Source organism: Paenibacillus sp. Leaf72, assembly GCF_001422685.1.
Classification (GTDB): Bacteria; Bacillota; Bacilli; order Paenibacillales; family Paenibacillaceae; genus Pristimantibacillus.
In genome coordinates, this window is record NZ_LMLV01000011.1 from 19,619 (window position 1) to 40,329 (window position 20,711).

The window sequence follows — 20,711 nt, forward strand, 5'->3', positions numbered from 1 at the left end:
TTCCGAACCGATTTCGAGCGTAACATTGGGCCTTGCCGCTGCTCAATATAACAATTTCTGAAATGTATAAAAATCGTATTCTATCCTCGCCATCCGCCCTTTCCTTCCTCATTTCCTTCCACTTTCCTTCCTCCTTTCTTTTATTGCTTTTCCATTTTCAACCGCCTTTGCTCCTAATGTTAAGATTTGATTAATGGGTATAAGTCCGTCCACCCTGTGGTGTATAATCTAGGCGGTGAGGGGGGGAGTAAGCGGTGAAAAAATGGAACTCCGTATTTGCGAATCTAGCCATTTCATATATAGCGATCGTGCTTGTCATCGTTTTGCTGCTTTGCTCCGTCTTCTATATCTACTTCTCAAAAAGCTACGAAGCGGAGCTGCGCACCAAAAACCAGCTGATTTTAGAAAATACAGCCCAAACGATTGAAGCCACGGTGCTCCAGCGAGTTCAGCAAATTTATTTGAATTTATCTCTCGACAAAACCGTAGATATCCGTTTATTTGCCGACTCTTCCTATAAAAGCAATCTTAGCAAGGCGATTGACCTGCAGGAGCTGCTCAAGACAGAAGTCGCTGGCAGCTCGGACATCGTGTATGCCGTTCATCTGTATTATCCTAAACAAAATATAATGCTTTCGTCGAACTATGGGCTTAAGTTTAATGCTGATCAAGGCAGCGGCGCCGTATTTTTTGCCGACTGGATGAACGGGATGCGCGGCACTAAGCAAAACCATCTCTGGACACCTGCCCGGTTGATTCCGCAGGATATTTACTCCAGTCTGCCCGATAGCAAAGGCGCAACTTTAATTACTTACGCACACAGCTATCCATTCCAAGCCTCCGGCAAAAATAACGACCTTATCATTGCGATTGACATGAAGGAAAGCGCGATTAGCGAGGTTATTCGGAATATGATGCCTACACAATATGAAAGCACGTTTATTTTGGAGCGTTCTGGAAGCCTGATATCGGGCTCAGCTAGCAGAAGCCCAGATTTGCACAGTGCTTACAGCTCCAGCTTTACCGAGACCTTGCTGTCCAAGGCGGAGGCCGGGAGCTTTAACGATACGATTCAGGATGAAGCCTATGCCGTTTCCTACCAAACACTGCCATCGACCGGTTGGAAAATATATAGCGCCCTGCCTGCCAGCTTCTTCTATCAAAAGTTGATTTTTGTACAAAAGCTGGTGCTGGGCATCTGTGTCATGGCCCTTTTGCTAGGAATCGTATTATCCGGGATTTTTGCCAGAGCGAATTACAGCCCGATCAAGCGATTAGTGGGAAAAATAAAGGATTTGTCTGGGCATACGCCTGACCATGCAGCCAATGAATTCAAGCTAATTGACACAGCCTTCATCAGGCTGAACGACAAGGTCAGCAGCCTAGAGGATACCCTTGAAGCCAATAGCTCGGTTATTAGGCACAATGTTTTGCTGAACCTGCTCCATAACCGCTATACCCCAGAGAAATTGGCCGAGGAGCTTCCCTTTTTAGGCATCAATCAGCCATACAGCCATTACTGCTGCATGATTGTAAATTCAGATCAAGCTTTTGCCGGGTTAAGCTCCCGAGATCAACAATATGCGACGTACCGGATGATTACCCAGCTGCAGGGCGCTTCTCTGCCAGAAGGGCACATCATTGCCGAGGAGCTGCCGGACAAGACGATTGTAGTTGTTGTTTTCGCTAAAAAACAATGTGACGCGCTTTTGGAACAGCTCTGCCAGCTTCTATTAACGGAAAACAAGCAGCAGTTCCAGCTGGAATCTCAAATATCTCATGGATGCTGGGTGCAGGACATTATGGATGTCCACAAGAGCTACAGCGAAGCTCAGACCCTAATGAAATATGGTTATTTACTGCCAGACCTGTCGATTCTGAATGATCGCGCTCTTCTGGATCGGGAGAGCTGTGTTGAAGAAATTCCGCAAGCTATGCTTATGAGGTTCAAAGAAAAATTGCACGCTAGGCAATCCGATGAAATCGTAACGGCGGTCGATCAGCTGGTCAAAACGATGCAGGAAGGCATGTACGCTGCCGATTACTGCCACTTTATTTTGGCAAATACCGTATTCGTATACTCCGATTATGTGAAGAGCGTCCGTTACAAATACCCTGATCAAGGCAATATGGATGTATATCATCAGTATCAAGAGATTCACAACATTTATTATTTTCGGAATTGGCTGGTTGAATCAATAACCGCATTCCTAGTGCAAATAGAGAAACGGAATAACGACAGAGCCATCTCTAGCGTCGAGGCTGCCAAGCAATACGTGCGCAGCCATCTGTCGGATGATCTGTCTCTTGAGAAGGTGGCTGCTCAGGTGTTTATTAGCCCCAAATATTTGAGCAAGCTCTTTAAGGATGAGAACGGCATCACCTATACCGACTATGTCACCAGCCTGCGAATGGAAAACGCCCGAGCATTGATCGAGAACAATAATATGTCAATCGAGCAAATCGCGAGTACGGTCGGCTACGGAACCGCGGCTTATTTTATTAAGAAATTCAAGGAAAAGTACGGGTGTACACCGGGCAATTATTTGCGCCAAACCGTTAAACAAGCGTAGCCGCTTTAGCCTAACACTGCATGGCACTGCACGCCAGGACTATGATTCAAGGAAGGGCTCATCATGAATAAGAAGCAATTACGACGTATCACCGCCCTTATCGCAGTTGTCTGTCTAAGCATCGTTAGCGGATGCGAAACGAGCTCTGTGCAGCTGTCTGCCGCACAACAAGTGCAGCCTTCCATTTCTTCTGACACCCCGCAGTACAACATTTCCTGGACGATGCATCTGAATTTGCCTGTTCCAGACGATGCCGAGATGGTTCGCCTCGTGGAAAATAAGTTCAACGTTAATCTGGATATCTGGGATTTAGAAAACAAAAAATACGAAGCTTTACTAGATATGAAGCTGGCACAGGGGGAAATTCCCGATTTGTTCCGGATCAGACAGCCGCAGGACCTCCTGAAATATCAACAGCAAGGCTTGCTGGCCGAAATTCCGGAGGAGATGCTAAAGCAATACGCCCCCAACATTATGAAAGCTATTAAAGAAAAGGCGCCCGCTTATCAAAATGCTGGAAAAATCGGCGGAAACTATTACGGTATTCTTGTCATCAATCCCACAAACATCTACCGTATACCTGTTGTATATCGAAAGGATTGGCTGGATAAGCTGGGCCTGCCTGTGCCTGAGACGCTATCCGATTTTGAGAAGGTCATCTATGCCTTCGCAAATGAAGATCCCGATGGCAACGGCATGAAAGATACGTACGGCTTGTCCAGGGAAGGAATGAATGTTGTTTTCGGCGCATTCGGGCAAATCGTTTTCGCAGACCAGCTCTACTTCGGGGTGAAAAATGAAAAGCTCGTTATCGGCGCATTGGAGCCGGAAATGAAGCAAGCTCTCCATTATCTTCGCAAATGGTACGCTGATGGCGTAATCGACCCGGAGTTTGTTACCGGGGAAAATAAAGGCGGCTACAAGCATCTGTCCCATGCCTTTATCAATGGAAAAATCGGCATGACCTCCATGGGGAATTACTATCATTGGATTCAAAATGGAGATTATTGGGTAATGAAGGATCAGGGTAGCACGAATGGCGAAGAGATCCCGGTAGAAGCTACGTTTAACGTGAAGGAATTAACAGCGGGCAATCCGCAGGCACGAATTGTGTTCGGACAACCCTTTCGTGGACCAGAAGGAAAACGAGGCTCCAAAGCCTATGATATGCTGATGAGCTTTACCGCTATCGGGGCTGACGCGGCCAAAGAGCCGGGGAAGATGGAGACAATCCTGCAAATTCTGGACGATGTGAGCGCCAATCCCGATCTCGATGAATATACCTCGATGAAATACGGGATCAAAGGCACACACTGGACATGGGCTGGAGAATCGAAGGAAGATGTTATTGTGCTGCCTCCCTTTGACACCATGTTCAACTATCAAAATTCAATCGGCGCCAATTTGGGTATGACGGTACCCTTGATCCCTAAAGAACGAAGAGAGCAATGGGCCTCCACCTTAGGACTCGATCAGGATGGCATCTACAATGCTTTGGAAGTTGCGACTCCCTCTTTAATCGACAATGGAGCTGAGTTAATCAAGTTAAAAAATAAAGCTTATGTCGCCTTTATTACTGGCGAGAAGCCCTTGGAGGACTTTGACCGTTTCGTCCAGGAGTTTATGAAGGCGGGCGGAACAGAGGTGCTTCGGGAAGCAAATGACTGGTATCGCCAGCATGCTGTGAAATGAAAGAAATCATGTATAACCTCTGCTCATTTATTCCACAATAAGAACGTTTTGTTACAGGCGCATGCCGCGCCACTACAAGGAGGTTTTAGGATGAGTACATCTACAACACAAACGCCTAAGCAGACGCTGCCGCCCCAGCATCAGGATCAGCAGCCTGGATTGGAATCCGTTATGCATCCGCAGCCTGTCTATAAATCCGAAACTTATAAAGCTGCTGGCAAGCTGCTTGGCAAAGCAGCCATTATTACCGGCGGTGACAGCGGCATCGGCCGCGCCGCAGCGATTGCCTTTGCAATGGAGGGCTGCGATGTCAGCATCATCTATTTGGAAGAGGACAAGGACGCAAACGTGGTGAAGCAGGAGGTCGAACAGCTCGGCAGACGCTGCCTGCTAATTTCCGGCGATATTGGAGATGAAGCCTTCTGCAAGCAAGCGGTAGAGCAAACGGTCAAGGAATTCGGCAAGCTTGATATTATCGTCAATAATGCCGCTGAGCAGCATGTTCAGCAGCGCCTTGAGGATATTACGGCGGAGCAGCTTACCGCGACGTTCCGCACTAACGTTTTCGCCATGTTTTATTTGACGAAAGCGGCGCTCGCCCATTTGAAGCAAGGCGCATCCATCATTAATACGACATCGGTTACTGCCTATCGCGGCAATGAAACGCTGATCGATTACTCAGCCACCAAAGGCGCGATCGTCTCGTTCACCCGCGCCCTGTCTGCCAATTTGGCGGGCCAAGGCATTCGGGTCAATGGCGTCGCTCCTGGTCCTATCTGGACGCCGCTTATTCCCTCCACCTTCGACGCTCAGAAGGTGGCTACATTCGGCGGTGATACGCCGATGAAACGCCCCGGCCAGCCTGCCGAGCTTGCAGCAGCCTACGTCTATCTTGCTTCGGATGATTCCAGCTATGTCACCGGGCAAGTGATGCACGTCAACGGCGGAGAAATCATTAACGGTTAAGAACAAAAGTGCACCTCCCAGCCTTGTATTGGATCAGCTCCCGCTAACATGGACTTATCCAATAGGATCTGTGCCCGCTTAGATGGGATTTTCCAATATTTACTCTGGGAAGTGCATTTTTCTTTCGATGAACTAGAGTGTGTATTCAAACCTGTGTGGGCCTGCCACTTCTTGCCCAAAGCTTATTCGATGCTGGAGCACTGCTGCCAATCTCATCTGACGACTCCAGTCTAAGACTTGAGAACCGAAGCATACGATTGTTGCTGAGACCCCTATTGCTTAGACCACACAACAGCTTGAGACCGCTGACCCTTTTTTTGGCGGACTGAGGTTCCGCTATTCTGGATTTTTGCCCGGTTTCAGGCCGTAAGCGGACAGGAAAGTCGTTATCATCCTCATTATCCTGCCAAAATGGTCATTTACAGCACAATAGCGGCTCCTGAGTCCGCAGCCTGTGCCTTGCCCATGATTCTGTTGAAATAGCGGCTGCTGTGTCCGCCAAATCTATCTTTGTTCAGAGTATATACACTAGCAGAGGCCCTACATACGTTTAAAGCTAAATTTGATCACGATCTAGCCTGCTCACGTTTGCATACACGATCTGGCTTGCTCACGTTTGCATACACGATCTAGCTTGCTTACGATTGCATACACGATCTAGCTTGCTTACGTTTGCATACACGATCTAGCTTGCTCACGTTTGCATACACGATCTAGCTTACTCACGTTTGCATACACGATCTAGCTTGCTTACGTTTGCATACACGATCTAGCTTGCTCACGTTTGCATACACGATCTAGCTTGCTTACGTTTGCATACACGATCTAGCTTGCTTACGTTTGCATACACGATCTAGCTTGCTCACGTTTGCATACACGATCTAGCCTGCTCACGTTTGCATACACGATCTGGCTTGCTTATGTATGCATACCCGCCCTAGAACGCACCGCCACTAACTAATTTGCCGTACTCCCCATGATCGTGAATAGCGGCATGCTCAACCTGAATCGTGGAATGGACAATGCCATAGCGGTTTTTTAACAGCTCATTCATTGCGAGCGTTATACAATACGGTTGAATGTTGCTTCGCGCCAACACATGTGCTGTAAGGGAATAATGGTCGGTCGACACCGCCCAAAGATGCATCTCGTGCACATCCTCAACGCCTTCCACCCCTCTAAGATCACGGCGAATATCCTCTAGATTAAATTGCTCCGGCACAGCTTCCATTAGAATCACATACGCCTCTCGGATGATCTTGTATCCGCCAAATGCAATAATGCCGCCAATGACGATACTGATAATCGGATCTAAAATCGACAACCCCGTCAATCGAATGAGTATCGCTGACACGATAATGCCAACCGAACTAAGCAAATCGCCAATGAAATGCCACAGCGCGCTTTTCACATTCAGATTGTTCTCTGTCTTCATACTTCGGCTCAGCACCAGCGTAAGCACGATGTTTACGATTAATCCAATGATGGCGATGCCGAGCATAAGGCCAAGATCAACCGGCTCAGGATGAATGATCCGCTTTATCCCTTCTACGAGAATGAAAAGCGCGATGACAATGAGCGCCAATCCGTTCAAAAATGAAGCAATGATCTCGAAACGCAGAAAGCCGTACGTATACTGCTTCGTCGGACGTCTCGTCGCCATATAGATGGCGAGCATGCTCAGCCCCAATGCAAGGACGTCTGAAACCATATGAGCCGAGTCCGACAACAGGGCAAGAGAGCCGGATACGAGCCCGCCAACGACTTCAACAATTGTGAAAAACAAAGTGAGCATCAGCGTAATCCACAGCGTCTTCTTGGAAGCTGATTGCTCCTTCACATGCTCAAGATGATGAAACTCGCCTATTTTCATGGTAGCCATCTCCTTCAATTTAATTATAATAATTATCTTTTTATAATTAATATAATTATATGCCCATTTACCAATACATACAAATGGACATTTTATGGATAACATGAAGGATAATCATTCTCTCTCTGGCTGCGCGCGTGAAAAAAAAGCGGCTCTCCAAGCGAGAGACGCTTTGAGAGCCGCTAAACTATGGGATAGGCGAAATGCAACTGTTCCCCGCCTCCGCCTACTCCGCCCTTGCTTACTCCTCTTCCGGGCTCAAATGCACTTTATCCTCTTCGTTATCGCGAACGGTTTTCTGAAGCACGAGGCAGGCTATAATCAGGAAAGCTCCGGCGATAGCGTAGTAGCCTTTTACATAGAAGGGTTCCTCTAAAGTGTACAAGCCGATATATTGCGACAGCACAGCAATGATAAAACCGATCCAGGCCATGAACGTAAAGGCTGGCGTATTGCGGTTGCGATAGGAAGGGTTTTGCTCCTTCAGAAATTTATCCTCATCATTGTCGCGGGCTAGCTTCTGGAGCGTAAACGAGGTAATGATAAGCAGTATTCCCGTTACGGCGTAGTAGCCTTGAACCGAAAGCGGCTGGTTCAGCGTATAAATGCCGATAAATTCAAAGGCGAATGCGAGCACAAAAGCTCCCCAAGCCATAAACGTATAAGTCGGTGTATTCCGGCGGCGGTAAAAGTTCATTGATTTGCGAACAGGCATCTGATTTTCCATAATAGGCGTCCTCCCGTATAACCGTGCGGTTATTTGTTTGATAGCCTTATCTTACCTGTTTTCGCTGGAAAAAATAGTACCATCTTATCTTAGTACCTGCTGCTAAAAAAGCGAGCAAAATGACCCCAAGCAGCATATATCAGCTGCTCCATTATTGAAAAGAATATAAAAAAAAGGCTTAGTTTGCATAAACTACGCCTTTGTCCTCAAATGCAACAGTCCGTTGACCGCTGTTTATATCGTATAGCTGACCTTCTTTTGCAGCGGTATTTCCTCTTTGCCCAGCACCTTGTTTAGAATAAGGTTTTCAAAATAAATAAATCCGCTGTCCCGGTTGCGAGGACGGTCAAGCGTAATCCGCTTATCGAGCGAGATAACGCCCTCCTCAATCAAAATAACCCGGTCTGCCAGCGCAACAGCTTCGCTCACATCATGCGTAACGAGAACGACCGTGAAGCCCTGCTCCAGCCACAGCCGCTCAATCAGCTGCTGCATTTCAATGCGCGTCAGCGCATCGAGCGCGCCAAGCGGCTCATCCAGCAGCAGCAGGCGCGGCTTGCTTGCAAGCCCCCGGGCCAGCGCCACCCGCTGCTTCTGCCCGCCGGATAGCACATGCGGCCATTCCCCTGCGCGGTCCGCAAGCCCGACCTGCGCCAGCGCCTCCGCTGCCTTCGCCCTATCCTTGCCCGGCGTGCCGATCCGCACATTATCCAGCACGCTCTTCCAGGGCAGCAGGCGCGCTTCTTGAAACAGCACGCGAATATCTGTCCCGCCGCTTTGCTGTTCGCCGCTGCCGAGCAGCAGCGTGCCTTCTGTCGGCAAATCCAGCCCGGCGATCAGCCGCAGCAGCGTGCTTTTACCACAGCCGCTGCGGCCGACGATGGCGACAAATTCGCCACGGTCTATTTTCAGATCAACGCCTCTTAGCACTTCCTTGCCTGCAAACTCCTTGCGTACCCGGCTCAGCTGGAGCTGCGCCCCTTTGCGGCTATCGGTCATGTCATCCCCTCCTATGCTTTCGCACGGCTGTAATTCGGATTCCACTGGAGCAGCCGCCTCTCGAGTATTTTCGCAATGCTGTCGGACAGCTTGCCAAGCAGCGCATAAATGATAATGCTCAGCACCGTCACATCGAGCTGCATAAATTCACGAGCATTCATCGCCATGTAGCCGATGCCGGAATTTGCCGCTACCGTCTCCGCAACGATGAGCGTCAGCCACATAATGCCAAGCGAATACCGGACGCCGACCAGCACAGAAGGCAGCGCTCCTGGCAAAATCACTTCTTTATACAAATCGAAGCCCCGCAGCCCATACACCTTCGCCATCTCAATCAGCCCGCGGTCAATCGAGCGGATGCCGTGAAAGGTGTTGAGGTAGATCGGGAAAAAGACGCCCAGCGCCACCAACAGCAGCTTCACCTCTTCTCCAATGCCGAACCAAATAATAACGAGCGGAATGAGTGCCAAATGCGGCACATTGCGCAGCATTTGAATAGACGAGTCCATGACGATTTCCGCTCTGGAAGAAAAACCGTTAATAAGTCCTAGCAGGAAGCCGATGCCCCCGCCAATAAGGAAGCCGAGGATGGCACGACGGGCGCTGATCGCAATATTTTCAGCCAGCTGGCCGCTCTTGATGGAAGTGATCAGCTCCTCAATCACTTGCAGCGGCTGCGGCAAAACGTTAGCGGCAATAATACCCGTAACCGTCAGCACATGCCAAGCGATGAGCAGCAGAATCGGCAGCAGCCACGGCGTGAAGGAGGAAGTCCAGAAGCTGTAAGATGGTTTCCGCAAAATGTAGCTCTCTCCTTTCAGGCTAAAATTATTTCAGTGCGTCGGCAAAAGCGTCGCTCCAAATCGTCTTCACATCAACCGGATTTTTAAGCAAATCGACCTTTTGCAGCGTATCGGCAATGTCCTGCTGGGAAGCAATCGCTTCCTCCGATGGCGGCAAAATCTTCGTCGGCTGCTGGGCTTCGCCATCCTTCAGCGTTTGAAGCGCCTGCTCGACAGGCTGCTTCGTATTTTCAGCTACGATGCCTGCCCACTTCTCTTGGTTCGCACGAATCCACTCATTGTACTGGTTAAGCCGATTCAGGAAGTCCGCAATCGCTGCACGCTTGCCCGGATCTTCAATCGCTGCCGGAGTCGCTTCAATCGGGAAGTTGCCGGATAAAATGTTCTGGGCAGACGCCAGAGTCGTAGCGCCATTTTGGCGACCCGAAATGACCGCGTTGCCATAGCTCGCCAATGCATCGACGCTGCCGCCGATCAATGCGCTGAGACCATCAGAGGTCGACAATGCTACAGGCTCAATGTCCGTCCAGCTAAGCCCTGCTTCTTCAAGCATCTTCAGCAGAAAATAATGTGCGGTTGTGCTGCTGACGTAAGCAACCTTCTTGCCCTTCAAATCGGCTACGGATTTCACCGTCGAGCCTTTGGGAATCAGCAGCTCCTGCTGGAGCGTGCTTCCTTTTTGAATCGCAATAATTTTGAAATTGCCGCCGTTTGCCGCCTGTGCTGCGAACAGTGGCGGGATTTCGCTCGTCAAAGCGACATCCAAATGTCCGCCTGCCATTGCCTCCAGCTGCAAATTGCCGCCTTGGAACACGCTGAATTCAATTTTGTAAGGCGTGTTATCAAGTCCGGCTTCCTTGAAGCCGATCTTTAGATTTTCCCAGCCCGTTTGGCCGATGTTCAGCGTGACTTTGCTCAAATCTGGCCCAGCTTCCGCTGCTGGGCTGCTGCTTTCAGATGAAGCAGCCGGGCTCGCTGCTGCACCTGTATTCGACGTTCCCCCTGTATTGCCGCAAGCTGCGAGCAGACTCGCCACGATGATTGCGATGCTTAAGCCTAGCCATTGTCTCTTTCTGTTTTTCACGGTTGTTTCCGCCTCTCTAGATCTCGTGTGGAATGTTTCCCCTTATCGTTTATCGCGTACCTTTATTGTTAAGAAATGGCTGCTTTGCTTCTAATCCGCTGCCCGAGCTGATCCGCTGCGATAATCGCCTCCGCGATTGCCGCTGGATGAACGGCGAATGGCAGCTCAGCAGCTTTCGCTCCAGCGAGCGGCACTTTATGGGCAATGTCATACGCGATTTGATCCGCTTTTTCTTCAAATCCCAGCTGCGCCAGCGTAACAGGCAGACCAAGCGCAGCAAGCTTCGCTGCAAGCCGCTCCGTCTCTTCGGCCGTTTGCCCTTGCAGCAGCGTGTGGGCAACGAGCCCAAACGCAACCTTCTCGCCATGCAGCGAGCCATGCGTTTGCGCAAACTGCGTCAGGCTGTCGTGAATGGCATGGGCCAAAGCGCCGCGTGCGCCTCCTGCCGATACGGTGTTCACCTGCCCGGCCAGCCAGACAATGGCGTGACTAACCTCATGGAATGCGGGCGACGCTATGCCGTCGCCTGCATTCGCATACGCCTGCTGCGCATAGCGGTCGAGCACCTCGACCGCCAGCTCCGACGTTTTGACGCCAAGCCGTACATCAAGGTCGGCCGGAACCTTTTTCACATTGACGACCGTCTCGTTCCATTTCACATACGTATCGCCTATGCCCGATGCGAGGTAGCGTTTAGGTGCAGCAGCAAGCACCGATGTGTCGGCTAGCACCAGCTGCGGCGACCGCTTAAGCGGCAAATAGCCTGCCGAGCGGCCCTCCTCGTCGTACAATACGGTCAGCGCTGACCATGCCGCGCAGGTTGCCGCAATCGTCGGCACCGTCACGCTCGGCACATGAATCCGTTCCGCCACCGCCTTCGTCAAATCCAGCACCCGTCCGCCGCCGATTCCTACCAGCACGTTGATATCCTGGCTCGACGCCAGCTCCGAGTAAGCTGCAATCTGCTCCGTCGTCACCTGCCCGGAAAAACGGTGCACCTGATAGGTGACATCGACTGTATTCAGGCTGGCCAGCAGCGGCGCCGCGGCCTCTAGTGCTTTTTCCCCACCGATAATAAAAAGCTTGTTGCCGATTTCTGCAATTTTTGACCCGCCATCCGCCCAAGCATTCGGCTCGTTTACGTATTGATTTGGTGCTTTCACCTGTACCATTTGTTCGCAAACCCCCTTGTTTTAAATATAGGAAAGGATAGGATTGTTCCATCCCTTCTCTATATTTCTCGGATTGAAACGCGCCGCGCCGCCAAAGGAATGCGACAGCCGTTTCACCTTGTAATCAGCTATACAATATCGTTATACTCATTATTCACAGTTGTTTACTTGTATTTAGGCAAGTATAGGTTACCCCCAGCTAATCGTCAATCGGCATCAGCCCAGAAATAATCTATTAGACGATCATAAAAATCTATAATGCAGCGACCTCATTTTTTCCCAAAAATAAAGAAAAAGAACGGACATCGCTGCTGCTTTAGCGGCGGTCCGTTCTACATCTTTTCCCTTCGCACTCTATACGGCTCTATATGGCTCTATACGTCCTGACCAGAGTGCCCCGCGAGGCCACAACAGCAAACGTTAATTCACCAACCAGTTACTTCACCATCTGCTGCCTTAGCTCCGGGTACTCGCGTTCGAATGTTTTCACCATCACATATAGCTGGATTCCCCGAGCGGCCTGCATCGCTTCCTCCGCCAGTTCGATTGCCCTTGGCCGATTGCCCTGTTTATACTCCATGTAAGACAGCAGTGATTGCTTCATCCAATCCTTGGAAATGCGATTTATATAGTCATGAGCCTCCGTAAACTCTCTTCTCTCGATGTAATAATAAGCCTGATAATAATACCTATACTCGATTGGCTGTATAAATTCGATTTCGTGCAAGACGCTCTGAATATCCTTATTATAGTGAGCCTGAAGCGTCTTGAACAATGCCTGTTTATTCTTTTGCTTGTACTGCTTGAGCAGCTTCGCTATGTTCTCTTCAAACTCGTCATCCAGACGATTGGCTACCGTATAATTGATATAGTAGCTAGGTATTTTGCGGTTCGCGAGCAGAAACCTCTCGATCTTCATCAGGTTTCTTGTCCCTAAAATGGTATAAAATAAGGGGCCCAGCGTTAAGGCCACATACGTCAAAAATATAATGATGATCGATACCGGAGTACTAACCTCAAGCATTCTCAATAAAAAAATAAGAATGATAGCGACCAAAATATAAATCAATGTTTTTTTCAAAAATCTCATTGCTTGCTCTCCTTTATGTTCTTTTCAGCCCTTCTTTCATTCTACCATCCGACTCGATCTGAATACAAAAAAAGGATAATCTACAGGCTGCTTGCACAGCCCGAGCATTATCCATATTTCCGTGCTATACAGCCTTCGCTTGCTCCGTGTCCTCGCTGCTCAGCACGAAATGACTGAGATCGTCCTGGAGCTGCTGGGCCATATCGCGCAGCGCTTCGGCTGATGCTTGAATTTCCTCCATCGACGCAAGCTGCTCCTCCGTAGCTGCGGCCATCGTCTCGGCCTCATCCGACGTTTTATTCGAGATGTTCGCTACCTCGCCAACCGATGCCGTTACCTCTTCCATGCCTGCGGAGATTTCCTCGGCAGCTGCCGACACTTCCTGAATTTGATCGCTCATCGAGCGGACTTCAAACAAAATATCGCCAATTGTCGTATTGGCCTGCTCAATGGAGGCCAGACCCGAAGCTGTCTCCGATTTCATCTCGCTCATCGCCTTCACATTCTCGCTTACGAGCGCCCGAATATCTCTGATCAGCTCAGATATCGTCTGCACCGACTCGCTCGTCTGCTCAGCCAGCTTGCCTACTTCGGAGGCTACGACGCTAAAACCCCGTCCGTGCTCGCCAGCCCTTGCCGCTTCAATGTTCGCATTCAGCGACAATAGCTGTGTTTGCTTGGCAATCGCCATAACGGCTTGCACGATTTGGCCAATTTGCACCGAATGCTCATCCAGCTTTGTAACAACCTCGCCTGAACGGACAGCCGACGCTTGAATGCTGTTCATTTGGCGCACCGTTTGTCCAAGCTGTTCTTCGCCTACTTGAGCGTTGCCCGTCACCTTGACCGCAGCATCCGCCACTTCTGAAGCCGCTTCGGCAATCCGTGTTATGCCAACCGCCATTTCATTCATCGCTTTCGACGTTTCATCCGCCGATACGCGCTGTACGTCCGTTCCTTCGGATACGCCCTGAATGGACTCGGCAATTTGCTTCATCGCAAGCGTCGATTCATGTGAAATGGCTGTGAGCTCCTCCGACGAAGCCGCTGCCTGCTCAGACACAATCTGGTTTCTCCGCAGCAGCACATTCAAGGAGCGAATCATGTCATTAAAGGAATGGCCGACCTGAAGCAGCTCATCCCGCGTTTCCAAATGCAATTCTTTGGAAAAGTCGCCTTTCGCCATCGCATCCGCACGATTTCGGAGCGCTGCCACCGTTACCATTACATTCCGGTAGAAAGCCATGTAGAAAATAGCAACGAGCAGCAGGGACAGAGCCGTCAAGCCGAGCAGCATATTTCTAGTGGCTGTCAGCTCATCAATACGCTGCTGGAGCACCTGCTCAAGCTCTGTATTCACCTGTACATAAAAGTCGTTTAATACACCAATCGTCGCCGTTCCAGACTTGAAAAACTCCGATCCATTCATGTTCAAGTTGGAGCCGTTAAGGACACCTGTATTAAGAAGCGCTACAAAGCTTTTGAGCGATGTTGCGGTCGTCGCGCCACTTTTCTCTAGGGATGGCACCAATGCCTCATTCCAGCCTAAAGCGCTGCTCAGCGACTTATTCATATTCGTCAAAGAATAATTGATCATTTCCGCTTCCAAACGAAGCTTAATTTCTTCGTTATCCGTCATTTTTTTGCTCGTAAGCACCCCATTGCCTTTGCCGCGAATAATCGCCGCATGCTCCATTAACGCAGGAATCTGCTGTACGAACATAGAACCCAAATAATAAGAATCCATCTGCGTATCAAGCGAAAGTCCCGATTCATCTGCAAGTTTAATCATAATATTGGTTAAATCTGAGACGAGCGTAGAGTGGCTTTCAAAACTGTCGGAAGCCGACATCGCAGCGCTGCTTGCATTTAATTTTGTCCACTGCTGCTTCCATGCTTCCCACAGCTCCTGCACCCCCGCCATGCCAGACGCTTGCAGCTCCGGGTCTATCGTTTGGATCAAGCCAGCAATTTCCTGCGATTTAGCATCTACCTCTGCCTTCGCATCCGTATTGCCATTCAGCAAGCCCGAGGATAGTCCACGGTGCTGCTGCACCTGAAGCATAAGCGGCATCATTTCTCTAATATAAGTGACGCCGTCATGTTCTTTTTTAATATACTCAATGTTTCCTTGCTGCTCGTTAACCCATAGAACAAGCAGCAAGACCAGCGGGATCATAAACAGAGCACTGACGACCACAAACTTCTGTGCATACTTCAATTTGGACATGAGAGCTGTAAAAGGACTTAACAATTTGAAAAACATGAGACCCACCCGCCTATTTATTTAATTGCTATTCATGAATAGAAATATCGGCTATAGACGGTGATTTGTTTAGTAAAATTTGAGGAAAAGTCGCGCGACGATGGGATTCCGCCCTCATTTCGACAAATGTCGATGGAAGGCCTCCATCAAACAAGGAATCAATGGGATAAAGCGTTAACCTATGACATCTGATTTTCATGCCTTGCCTTGCTATCGTATTCATAGACGCTTACTTCCTACAAGAAAGGAAATTGGGAAACTTTGTCGAATAGAAGGTTCAGCCTCTAACACGAAAGATAGATGAGAAAGAGACTTCATAAAGGAGTAAACATATGCCATCTATTAACGTCTATCATTACGATGCCTTTAGCCCTATTCCGGGGAAAGGAAACCCGGCGGGTGTCGTTTTAACAGGCAATGATCTGACGGAAAAAGAAATGCTAGCCATCGCCGGGCAAGTTGGCTTTAATGAGACTGCTTTCCCGCTGCCATCGAATGTAGCGGATATTCGAATCCGTTATTTTACACCCGGCCACGAAATTAATCTTTGCGGCCATGCCACGATGGCAACGATCTATGCGCTGCAAACAAAGGGGCTGTTAGGCGATAAAACGGAGCTTCTGATTGAGACAAAAGCAGGCGTGCTCCCTGTTCGGCTGCATACGAATGAGCAGGGGCAGCTTCAAATCACAATGACGCAGGCGGCTCCGCAGTTCCGGGCTTTTAACGGTTCCTATGCACAATTGGCATATGCCTTGGGCATTGAGGAAGCCGACATTGAGATAGAGCTTCCCACTGTTTACGGAAGCACGGGGACATGGACACTGTTAATTCCTATCAAAAGTCTCGAAGCATTCCGCCGTATGAAGCCAAATAATAAGCGGTTCCCCGAAATTTTGCAGGAGATGCCGCGTGCTTCTCTGCACCCTTTTTGCCTGGAAACCTATGATCCACACGCTCATATGCACGCCCGTCATTTTTCATCGCCGTATTCCGGCACGATTGAAGATCCCGTTACAGGTACAGCATCTGGCGTAATGGGAGCTTATTATGCAGCGCATTTGGCTGAGAAACCGCTACAATCGCTTGAGCTATGCATTGAACAAGGCCATGAAATAGGCCGGGATGGACGTGTCCTGGTAACAGTCACTAAACAGCAGGATGAACCACTCATCGAAGTGACGGGCACTGCCGTTTATGTGGACGCTTTTGGAGTAAGCCTGCTGTAAATTTGGCATATGCGCGGCGGTTGATTATAATAGTGGGCGAGAGCTGCGAATGAGAGAGGAAGAGATACGTTGAGTCATACCGCACAGGATGTAGCCGATTGGATGCTTGGAGAGCTGAAGTTTGCTGGCATTCTTCATCAGGAGAAGGCCGTTGCCCATATTACAGCCCATTTTGGAGAGCAGTTCATTTATGTGAACGAGCAGGGAAATACGTCGATCGACAAGGAAGTTAAAAAAGCGTTTAAAAAAGGCCATGGCGGCAAAGCAGCCTGGGACCGTGAAGGTTTTTTCTGGGGCTGGACTTAGCCCATAAGTGTGAAACTTATGAAATCTAATATTTCAAAAAAAGCTATGCAACCTTCGGTTAGAACATAACCGGAAGCCGCATAGCTTTTTCTACTATAGTGGAGCTTGCAATGCTCGCTTGCTGCGCTGGTACGCCCAGTGGTTGGTCGGACCATGCCCGCCGCCAATTTGTATGCCGTCCTCGATGGCCGCTTGAATAAACGCTTTCGCTTGGCGCATTGCGGCTTCCATATCAAGCCCCTCTGCAAGCCCTGCCGCAAGTGCCGCCGAAAAGGTACAGCCTGTGCCATGCGTTCGGGCCGTCGCCACTCGTCTGCCTGCCAGCTCGGTAAAGCCGCTGCCGTCATACAGCAGATCGATCGCTTCCTCGCCCGTATCGTGGCCGCCCTTAATAATGACGTAGCCTGCTCCATATCCAGCGAGCCGTTTCGCCGCTTCCCGCTTATCGTCCGCCGTTACGATCGCAATGCCCGTCAGCTTCTCCGCTTCCGGTATGTTCGGCGTAATGACCGTCGTTACGGGCAGCAGCTTGTCCGTCATCGCCCGGATGGCTTCCTCTTGCAGCAGCGAGGCTCCGCCTTTGGCGATCATGACCGGGTCTACGACGACATTTTTCCAGCCAAGCTCGGCAATCGTTGCCGCAACAGCCGTAATAATCTCGCTATTGAACAGCATGCCCGTCTTCAGCGCATCGACGCCAATATCCGAGCCGACCGAATGCATTTGCTGCACGACAGCCTCCACGCTAAGCGGAAATACGCCCTGTACGCCAAGCGTATTTTGCGCCGTAATCGCGGTAACCGCGGACATGCCGAATACGCCTAGCTCTTGAAACGTTTTCAGGTCCGCTTGAATGCCTGCGCCGCCGCCGCTGTCCGAGCCCGCTATCGTCAATGCCGTTGGGACACTGCGTGGCGCCTGTCCATTCCCATGTACGCTCATGATGTGTTTTTGCCCCTTTCTTCATCAAATGCCGAACCAAGGTGAAACGGCTGACGCCGCCCTTCGGCGGCGCGGCGCGTTTCACTCCGAGAAATATAAGCCTAATGATAAGTATGAAACTTATAAATGCTTATATTTTAGATCATACGCTTGCCCACCGATTCTCGTTTTCGCAGAGTTCCACTTCCATCCCCAGTTCGCTGTGCCTTGCTCTGTCTAACTGAACCGCTCAGGAGCAAACGCCTGCATGAAGTCCGGCATCTTCTTGCCTTCTACGCTATCAGCCGCAAGCTGCGCTGTAACGGGGCTGAGCAAAATCCCATTGCGGTAATGCCCTACCGCCATCACGACGCGGCCAGATTGTGCCAGCGCGCCAAGCAGCGGGAAGCCATCCTGCGTGGAAGGGCGAAGTCCCGCCCATTTGTGGAACGGCGTCCACGTTTCGAGAAACGGGAAAGCTTGCTTGTTCCATTTTCGCAGGCGCTCAATGCCCTTCTCCGTCACGCTCGTCTCGAACCCGGCTACATCCTCGGAGGCGCCGCATACGAGCGTATTATTTTCCTTCGCCACGAGATAGCCCTGATTGCAAAACACCATATGGTGAACGGGCTTCTCCACCGTCTCATAAGCACAAATTTGTCCGCGAATCGGATAGACCGGAATGCGAAGGCCAAATGCGGCTTCCAGCTGCTGCGCCCAAGCTCCCGAGCATACAACGAGCCGATCCCCTTCAAAAGAACGTCCGTCTGTTGCCTCCAGCACAACCGAGCTCTGCCAATCCTTGATCGCAACCTGCTCCAAATGCTCATGAATGTGAACATCCATCAAGCGGCAGGCATGCTCCAGCGCTTTGACATAATGCGGCGCGTACAGATGGCTTTCCTCCGGCGTATACAGCGCCGCCCGCACCTTGCCTGACAGCTTCGGCTCCAGCTGAAACACGTCGCCACCTTCCAGCAGGCTGCCCGACGAACCATGCTCCCGCTGCCAGCGCAGCCTGCCTTCAAGCGCCAAAATATCCGCATCATGGTAAGCAATATACATGCTCCCGGATTCGGTATATTCGAAAGGCAGGTCGGAAACCTGCTTCACGCGATCTGTAAACGAAGGATAAAGCCGCAAGCTCTGTGCGCATAAGCGAAAAAAGTCATCCGGCCCCTCAACATTTTCCGAAAAAGGAGCCAGCATCCCCGCAGCCGCTCCGGACGCCTGTCCCCCGCAGCTGCCAATTTCCAGCACCGTCACCTGATGACCGCGGCTTCGCAGCTCGAACGCACAGGATAAGCCAATAATGCCGCCGCCCATGATTACAATCCGTTCTCCCATGTCCTAACCAGCTTTCCTTGTTGAATGATCCTGTTATTTCAGCTTAAACTCCTCATAACCGCTGCTTGCCGAAGCGTAACGCTTCTTCGAAATGCGGCCTGACAAATAAGCCAGACGGCCAGCTTCGATGCCGAGCCTCATCGCCCGCGCCATGCCTGCTGGATCTTTTGCCTTCGCAACCGGTGTATTCATCAGCACGCCCGCCACGCCAAGCTCCATCGCCTGGGTCACATCACTGACTGAGCCAAGCCCGGCATCGACAATAATTGGAACCTTCGCTTCCTCTACAATAAGGCCCAAATTATAAGGGTTCAAAATGCCAAGGCCCGTCCCAATCGGAGCCGCTCCCGGCATAACAGCCGCAGCGCCCGCTTCCTCCAGCCGCTTGCAAATGACCGGATCATCCGATGTATACGGAAGGACGGTGAAGCCCTCTTTTACGAGAATTTCCGTCGCCTTCAGCGTTTCAATCGGATCAGGCAGCAGCGTGCGCTCATTGGCGCTAATCTCGACCTTGATCCAGTCGCTGAGTCCCGAAGCGCGTGCAAGACGCGCGATCCGCACCGCTTCCTCCGCCGTGCTTGCTCCTGAAGTATTCGGCAAATATTGATACGATTGACCTTGCAAATGCTGAAGAATCGAATCGTCCTCGGTCGCCTCCAAATTAATCCGGCGAATCGCGAACGTCAGCACCTCTGCGCCTGATGCCTCAATCGCTTCCCTCTGTACATAAGGGCTTGGAAAAAGCCCGGTGCCGATAAAAAATCGGGACGTTAGTTCACGGTTGCCAATATGCCATACATCCGGCTTCATTCGCTTCAGCCTCCCCCTACAAAATGTACAAGCTCGATTTTCATGCCTTCACTAACTTCGGTTGCTGCCCATTGCTCCTGTGTCAGCACCGCTCCATCCGCTTCAACGACAACCGGCTTGCCCGTCAGTTCAAAATGGGCAATGACCTCTTCTATCGTCTTCGCTGCCAGCTCCTGCTTCACACCGTTAATGACTAGTTCCATTACGACTCTCCCCATTTATCCAGCTTGTCCAGAAAAGAACGGCAGGTGCCGGAAATATCGCTGCTGCCAACAATTTCGCTAACCGCACAAATGCGCGTAGCTCCCGCTGCAATAACCTCATCCACATTGCGCAGCTTGATGCCGCCGATGGCGACAAATGGTATTTTTACCTTATCCGCTACCTCGCGCACATAATCAACCGTTACCGGATCTACAACGTCAACCTTTGTCTTCGTCGGAAACACAGGGCCCACACCGATGTAATCGGCGCCTTGCTCCTCGGCAAGCAGCGCCTCTTCAATAGCATGCGTCGAAATGCCGATGATTTTATCGCCCACGAGCTTGCGTGCTTCCACGAGCGGCACATCGCCCTGGCCCAAATGAATGCCGTCCGCATCCACTTCCAGTGCAATATCAATGTAGTCATTGACGATAAAGGTTACGCCATGCTTGCGGGTCAGCTCGCGGAGCGCCCGTGCTTTTTCAAAAATCGCCGGCTTGTCGCCCGACTTGTCGCGCAGCTGAATAATATCAACGCCGCCGTAAATCGCTTCCTCCATTACCTCGATCAAATCGCGGCCCGGATGAAATTCCTCGCCTGTAATCGCATATAAACGAAAATCCTTCATATTCACACATTCCCTTCG

18 protein-coding genes and 1 pseudogene are annotated in these 20,711 nt (G+C 50.4%); 5 read left to right on the forward strand and 14 right to left on the reverse strand.

Annotated elements, in window-relative coordinates:
* Nucleotides 1-254 precede the first annotated feature (254 nt).
* The 3 genes from ASF12_RS14550 (at nt 255) to ASF12_RS14560 (ending at nt 5,231) form a co-directional block, all read left to right on the forward strand.
* Nucleotides 255-2,573: a helix-turn-helix domain-containing protein gene (locus tag ASF12_RS14550; protein WP_056035879.1), complete on the forward strand. Its 2,319-nt coding sequence runs from the start codon at nt 255-257 to the stop codon at nt 2,571-2,573.
* A 63-nt stretch (nt 2,574-2,636) separates the two neighbouring features.
* Entirely contained in the window at nt 2,637-4,265 is a 1,629-nt protein-coding gene (locus ASF12_RS14555; protein WP_056035882.1) for an extracellular solute-binding protein, read from the forward strand.
* A gap of 90 nt (nt 4,266-4,355) precedes the next feature.
* Nucleotides 4,356-5,231, forward strand: a complete 876-nt coding sequence (locus ASF12_RS14560; protein ID WP_056035887.1) for an SDR family oxidoreductase — start codon at nt 4,356-4,358, stop codon at nt 5,229-5,231.
* 937 nt (nt 5,232-6,168) lie between these two features.
* Here the strand turns inward: ASF12_RS14560 and ASF12_RS14565 are convergent.
* From ASF12_RS14565 to ASF12_RS14605, 9 genes and pseudogenes are all read right to left on the reverse strand, one after another.
* Nucleotides 6,169-7,104, reverse strand: a complete 936-nt coding sequence (locus tag ASF12_RS14565) for a cation diffusion facilitator family transporter (protein WP_155973179.1) — start codon at nt 7,102-7,104, stop codon at nt 6,169-6,171.
* 241 nt (nt 7,105-7,345) lie between these two features.
* On the reverse strand, nt 7,346-7,537 hold the full coding sequence (locus tag ASF12_RS35660; protein ID WP_056035971.1) for a YiaA/YiaB family inner membrane protein: 192 nt from the start codon (nt 7,535-7,537) through the stop codon (nt 7,346-7,348).
* A gap of 84 nt (nt 7,538-7,621) precedes the next feature.
* A pseudogene (locus tag ASF12_RS36160) lies at nt 7,622-7,831 on the reverse strand (YiaA/YiaB family inner membrane protein); the annotation flags it as partial.
* A 234-nt stretch (nt 7,832-8,065) separates the two neighbouring features.
* On the reverse strand, nt 8,066-8,830 hold the full coding sequence (locus ASF12_RS14580) for an ATP-binding cassette domain-containing protein (protein WP_056035889.1): 765 nt from the start codon (nt 8,828-8,830) through the stop codon (nt 8,066-8,068).
* An 11-nt stretch (nt 8,831-8,841) separates the two neighbouring features.
* On the reverse strand, nt 8,842-9,630 hold the full coding sequence (locus ASF12_RS14585; RefSeq protein ID WP_056035890.1) for an ABC transporter permease subunit: 789 nt from the start codon (nt 9,628-9,630) through the stop codon (nt 8,842-8,844).
* Nucleotides 9,631-9,658: 28 nt separating this feature from the next.
* On the reverse strand, nt 9,659-10,717 hold the full coding sequence (locus tag ASF12_RS14590) for an ABC transporter substrate-binding protein (protein ID WP_235533165.1): 1,059 nt from the start codon (nt 10,715-10,717) through the stop codon (nt 9,659-9,661).
* A 68-nt stretch (nt 10,718-10,785) separates the two neighbouring features.
* Nucleotides 10,786-11,889, reverse strand: a complete 1,104-nt coding sequence (locus tag ASF12_RS14595) for an iron-containing alcohol dehydrogenase family protein (RefSeq protein WP_056035893.1) — start codon at nt 11,887-11,889, stop codon at nt 10,786-10,788.
* A gap of 436 nt (nt 11,890-12,325) precedes the next feature.
* A complete protein-coding gene (locus ASF12_RS14600) occupies nt 12,326-12,979 on the reverse strand; it encodes a hypothetical protein (protein WP_056035896.1) in 654 nt (217 codons plus the stop codon).
* A 124-nt stretch (nt 12,980-13,103) separates the two neighbouring features.
* Nucleotides 13,104-15,245 (reverse strand): methyl-accepting chemotaxis protein, encoded by a 2,142-nt coding sequence (locus ASF12_RS14605; RefSeq protein WP_056035899.1) that lies wholly within the window; start codon nt 15,243-15,245, stop codon nt 13,104-13,106.
* 332 nt (nt 15,246-15,577) lie between these two features.
* Here ASF12_RS14605 and ASF12_RS14610 point away from each other — a divergent pair, with 332 nt between their 5' ends.
* Entirely contained in the window at nt 15,578-16,474 is an 897-nt protein-coding gene (locus ASF12_RS14610) for a PhzF family phenazine biosynthesis protein (protein WP_056035902.1), read from the forward strand.
* Nucleotides 16,475-16,543: 69 nt separating this feature from the next.
* Complete coding sequence (locus tag ASF12_RS14615; RefSeq protein ID WP_172455375.1) at nt 16,544-16,780, forward strand: DUF6953 family protein; 237 nt, start codon at nt 16,544-16,546, stop codon at nt 16,778-16,780.
* Between the two features lie 93 nt (nt 16,781-16,873).
* Here the strand turns inward: ASF12_RS14615 and thiD are convergent, their stop codons facing one another.
* The 5 genes from thiD to thiE form a co-directional block, all read right to left on the reverse strand.
* Nucleotides 16,874-17,722, reverse strand: coding sequence for a bifunctional hydroxymethylpyrimidine kinase/phosphomethylpyrimidine kinase (gene thiD, locus ASF12_RS14620; RefSeq protein ID WP_056035905.1), 849 nt, complete (start codon nt 17,720-17,722; stop codon nt 16,874-16,876).
* A 216-nt stretch (nt 17,723-17,938) separates the two neighbouring features.
* Nucleotides 17,939-19,048, reverse strand: coding sequence for a glycine oxidase ThiO (thiO, locus tag ASF12_RS14625; protein WP_056035908.1), 1,110 nt, complete (start codon nt 19,046-19,048; stop codon nt 17,939-17,941).
* Nucleotides 19,049-19,081: 33 nt separating this feature from the next.
* Entirely contained in the window at nt 19,082-19,861 is a 780-nt protein-coding gene (locus tag ASF12_RS14630; RefSeq protein ID WP_056035911.1) for a thiazole synthase, read from the reverse strand.
* 5 nt (nt 19,862-19,866) lie between these two features.
* Entirely contained in the window at nt 19,867-20,064 is a 198-nt protein-coding gene (gene thiS / locus ASF12_RS14635; RefSeq protein WP_056035914.1) for a sulfur carrier protein ThiS, read from the reverse strand.
* On the reverse strand, nt 20,064-20,693 hold the full coding sequence (gene thiE / locus ASF12_RS14640) for a thiamine phosphate synthase (protein ID WP_056035917.1): 630 nt from the start codon (nt 20,691-20,693) through the stop codon (nt 20,064-20,066). The genes thiS and thiE overlap by 1 nt, the downstream gene beginning before the upstream one ends.
* Nucleotides 20,694-20,711 lie beyond the last annotated feature (18 nt).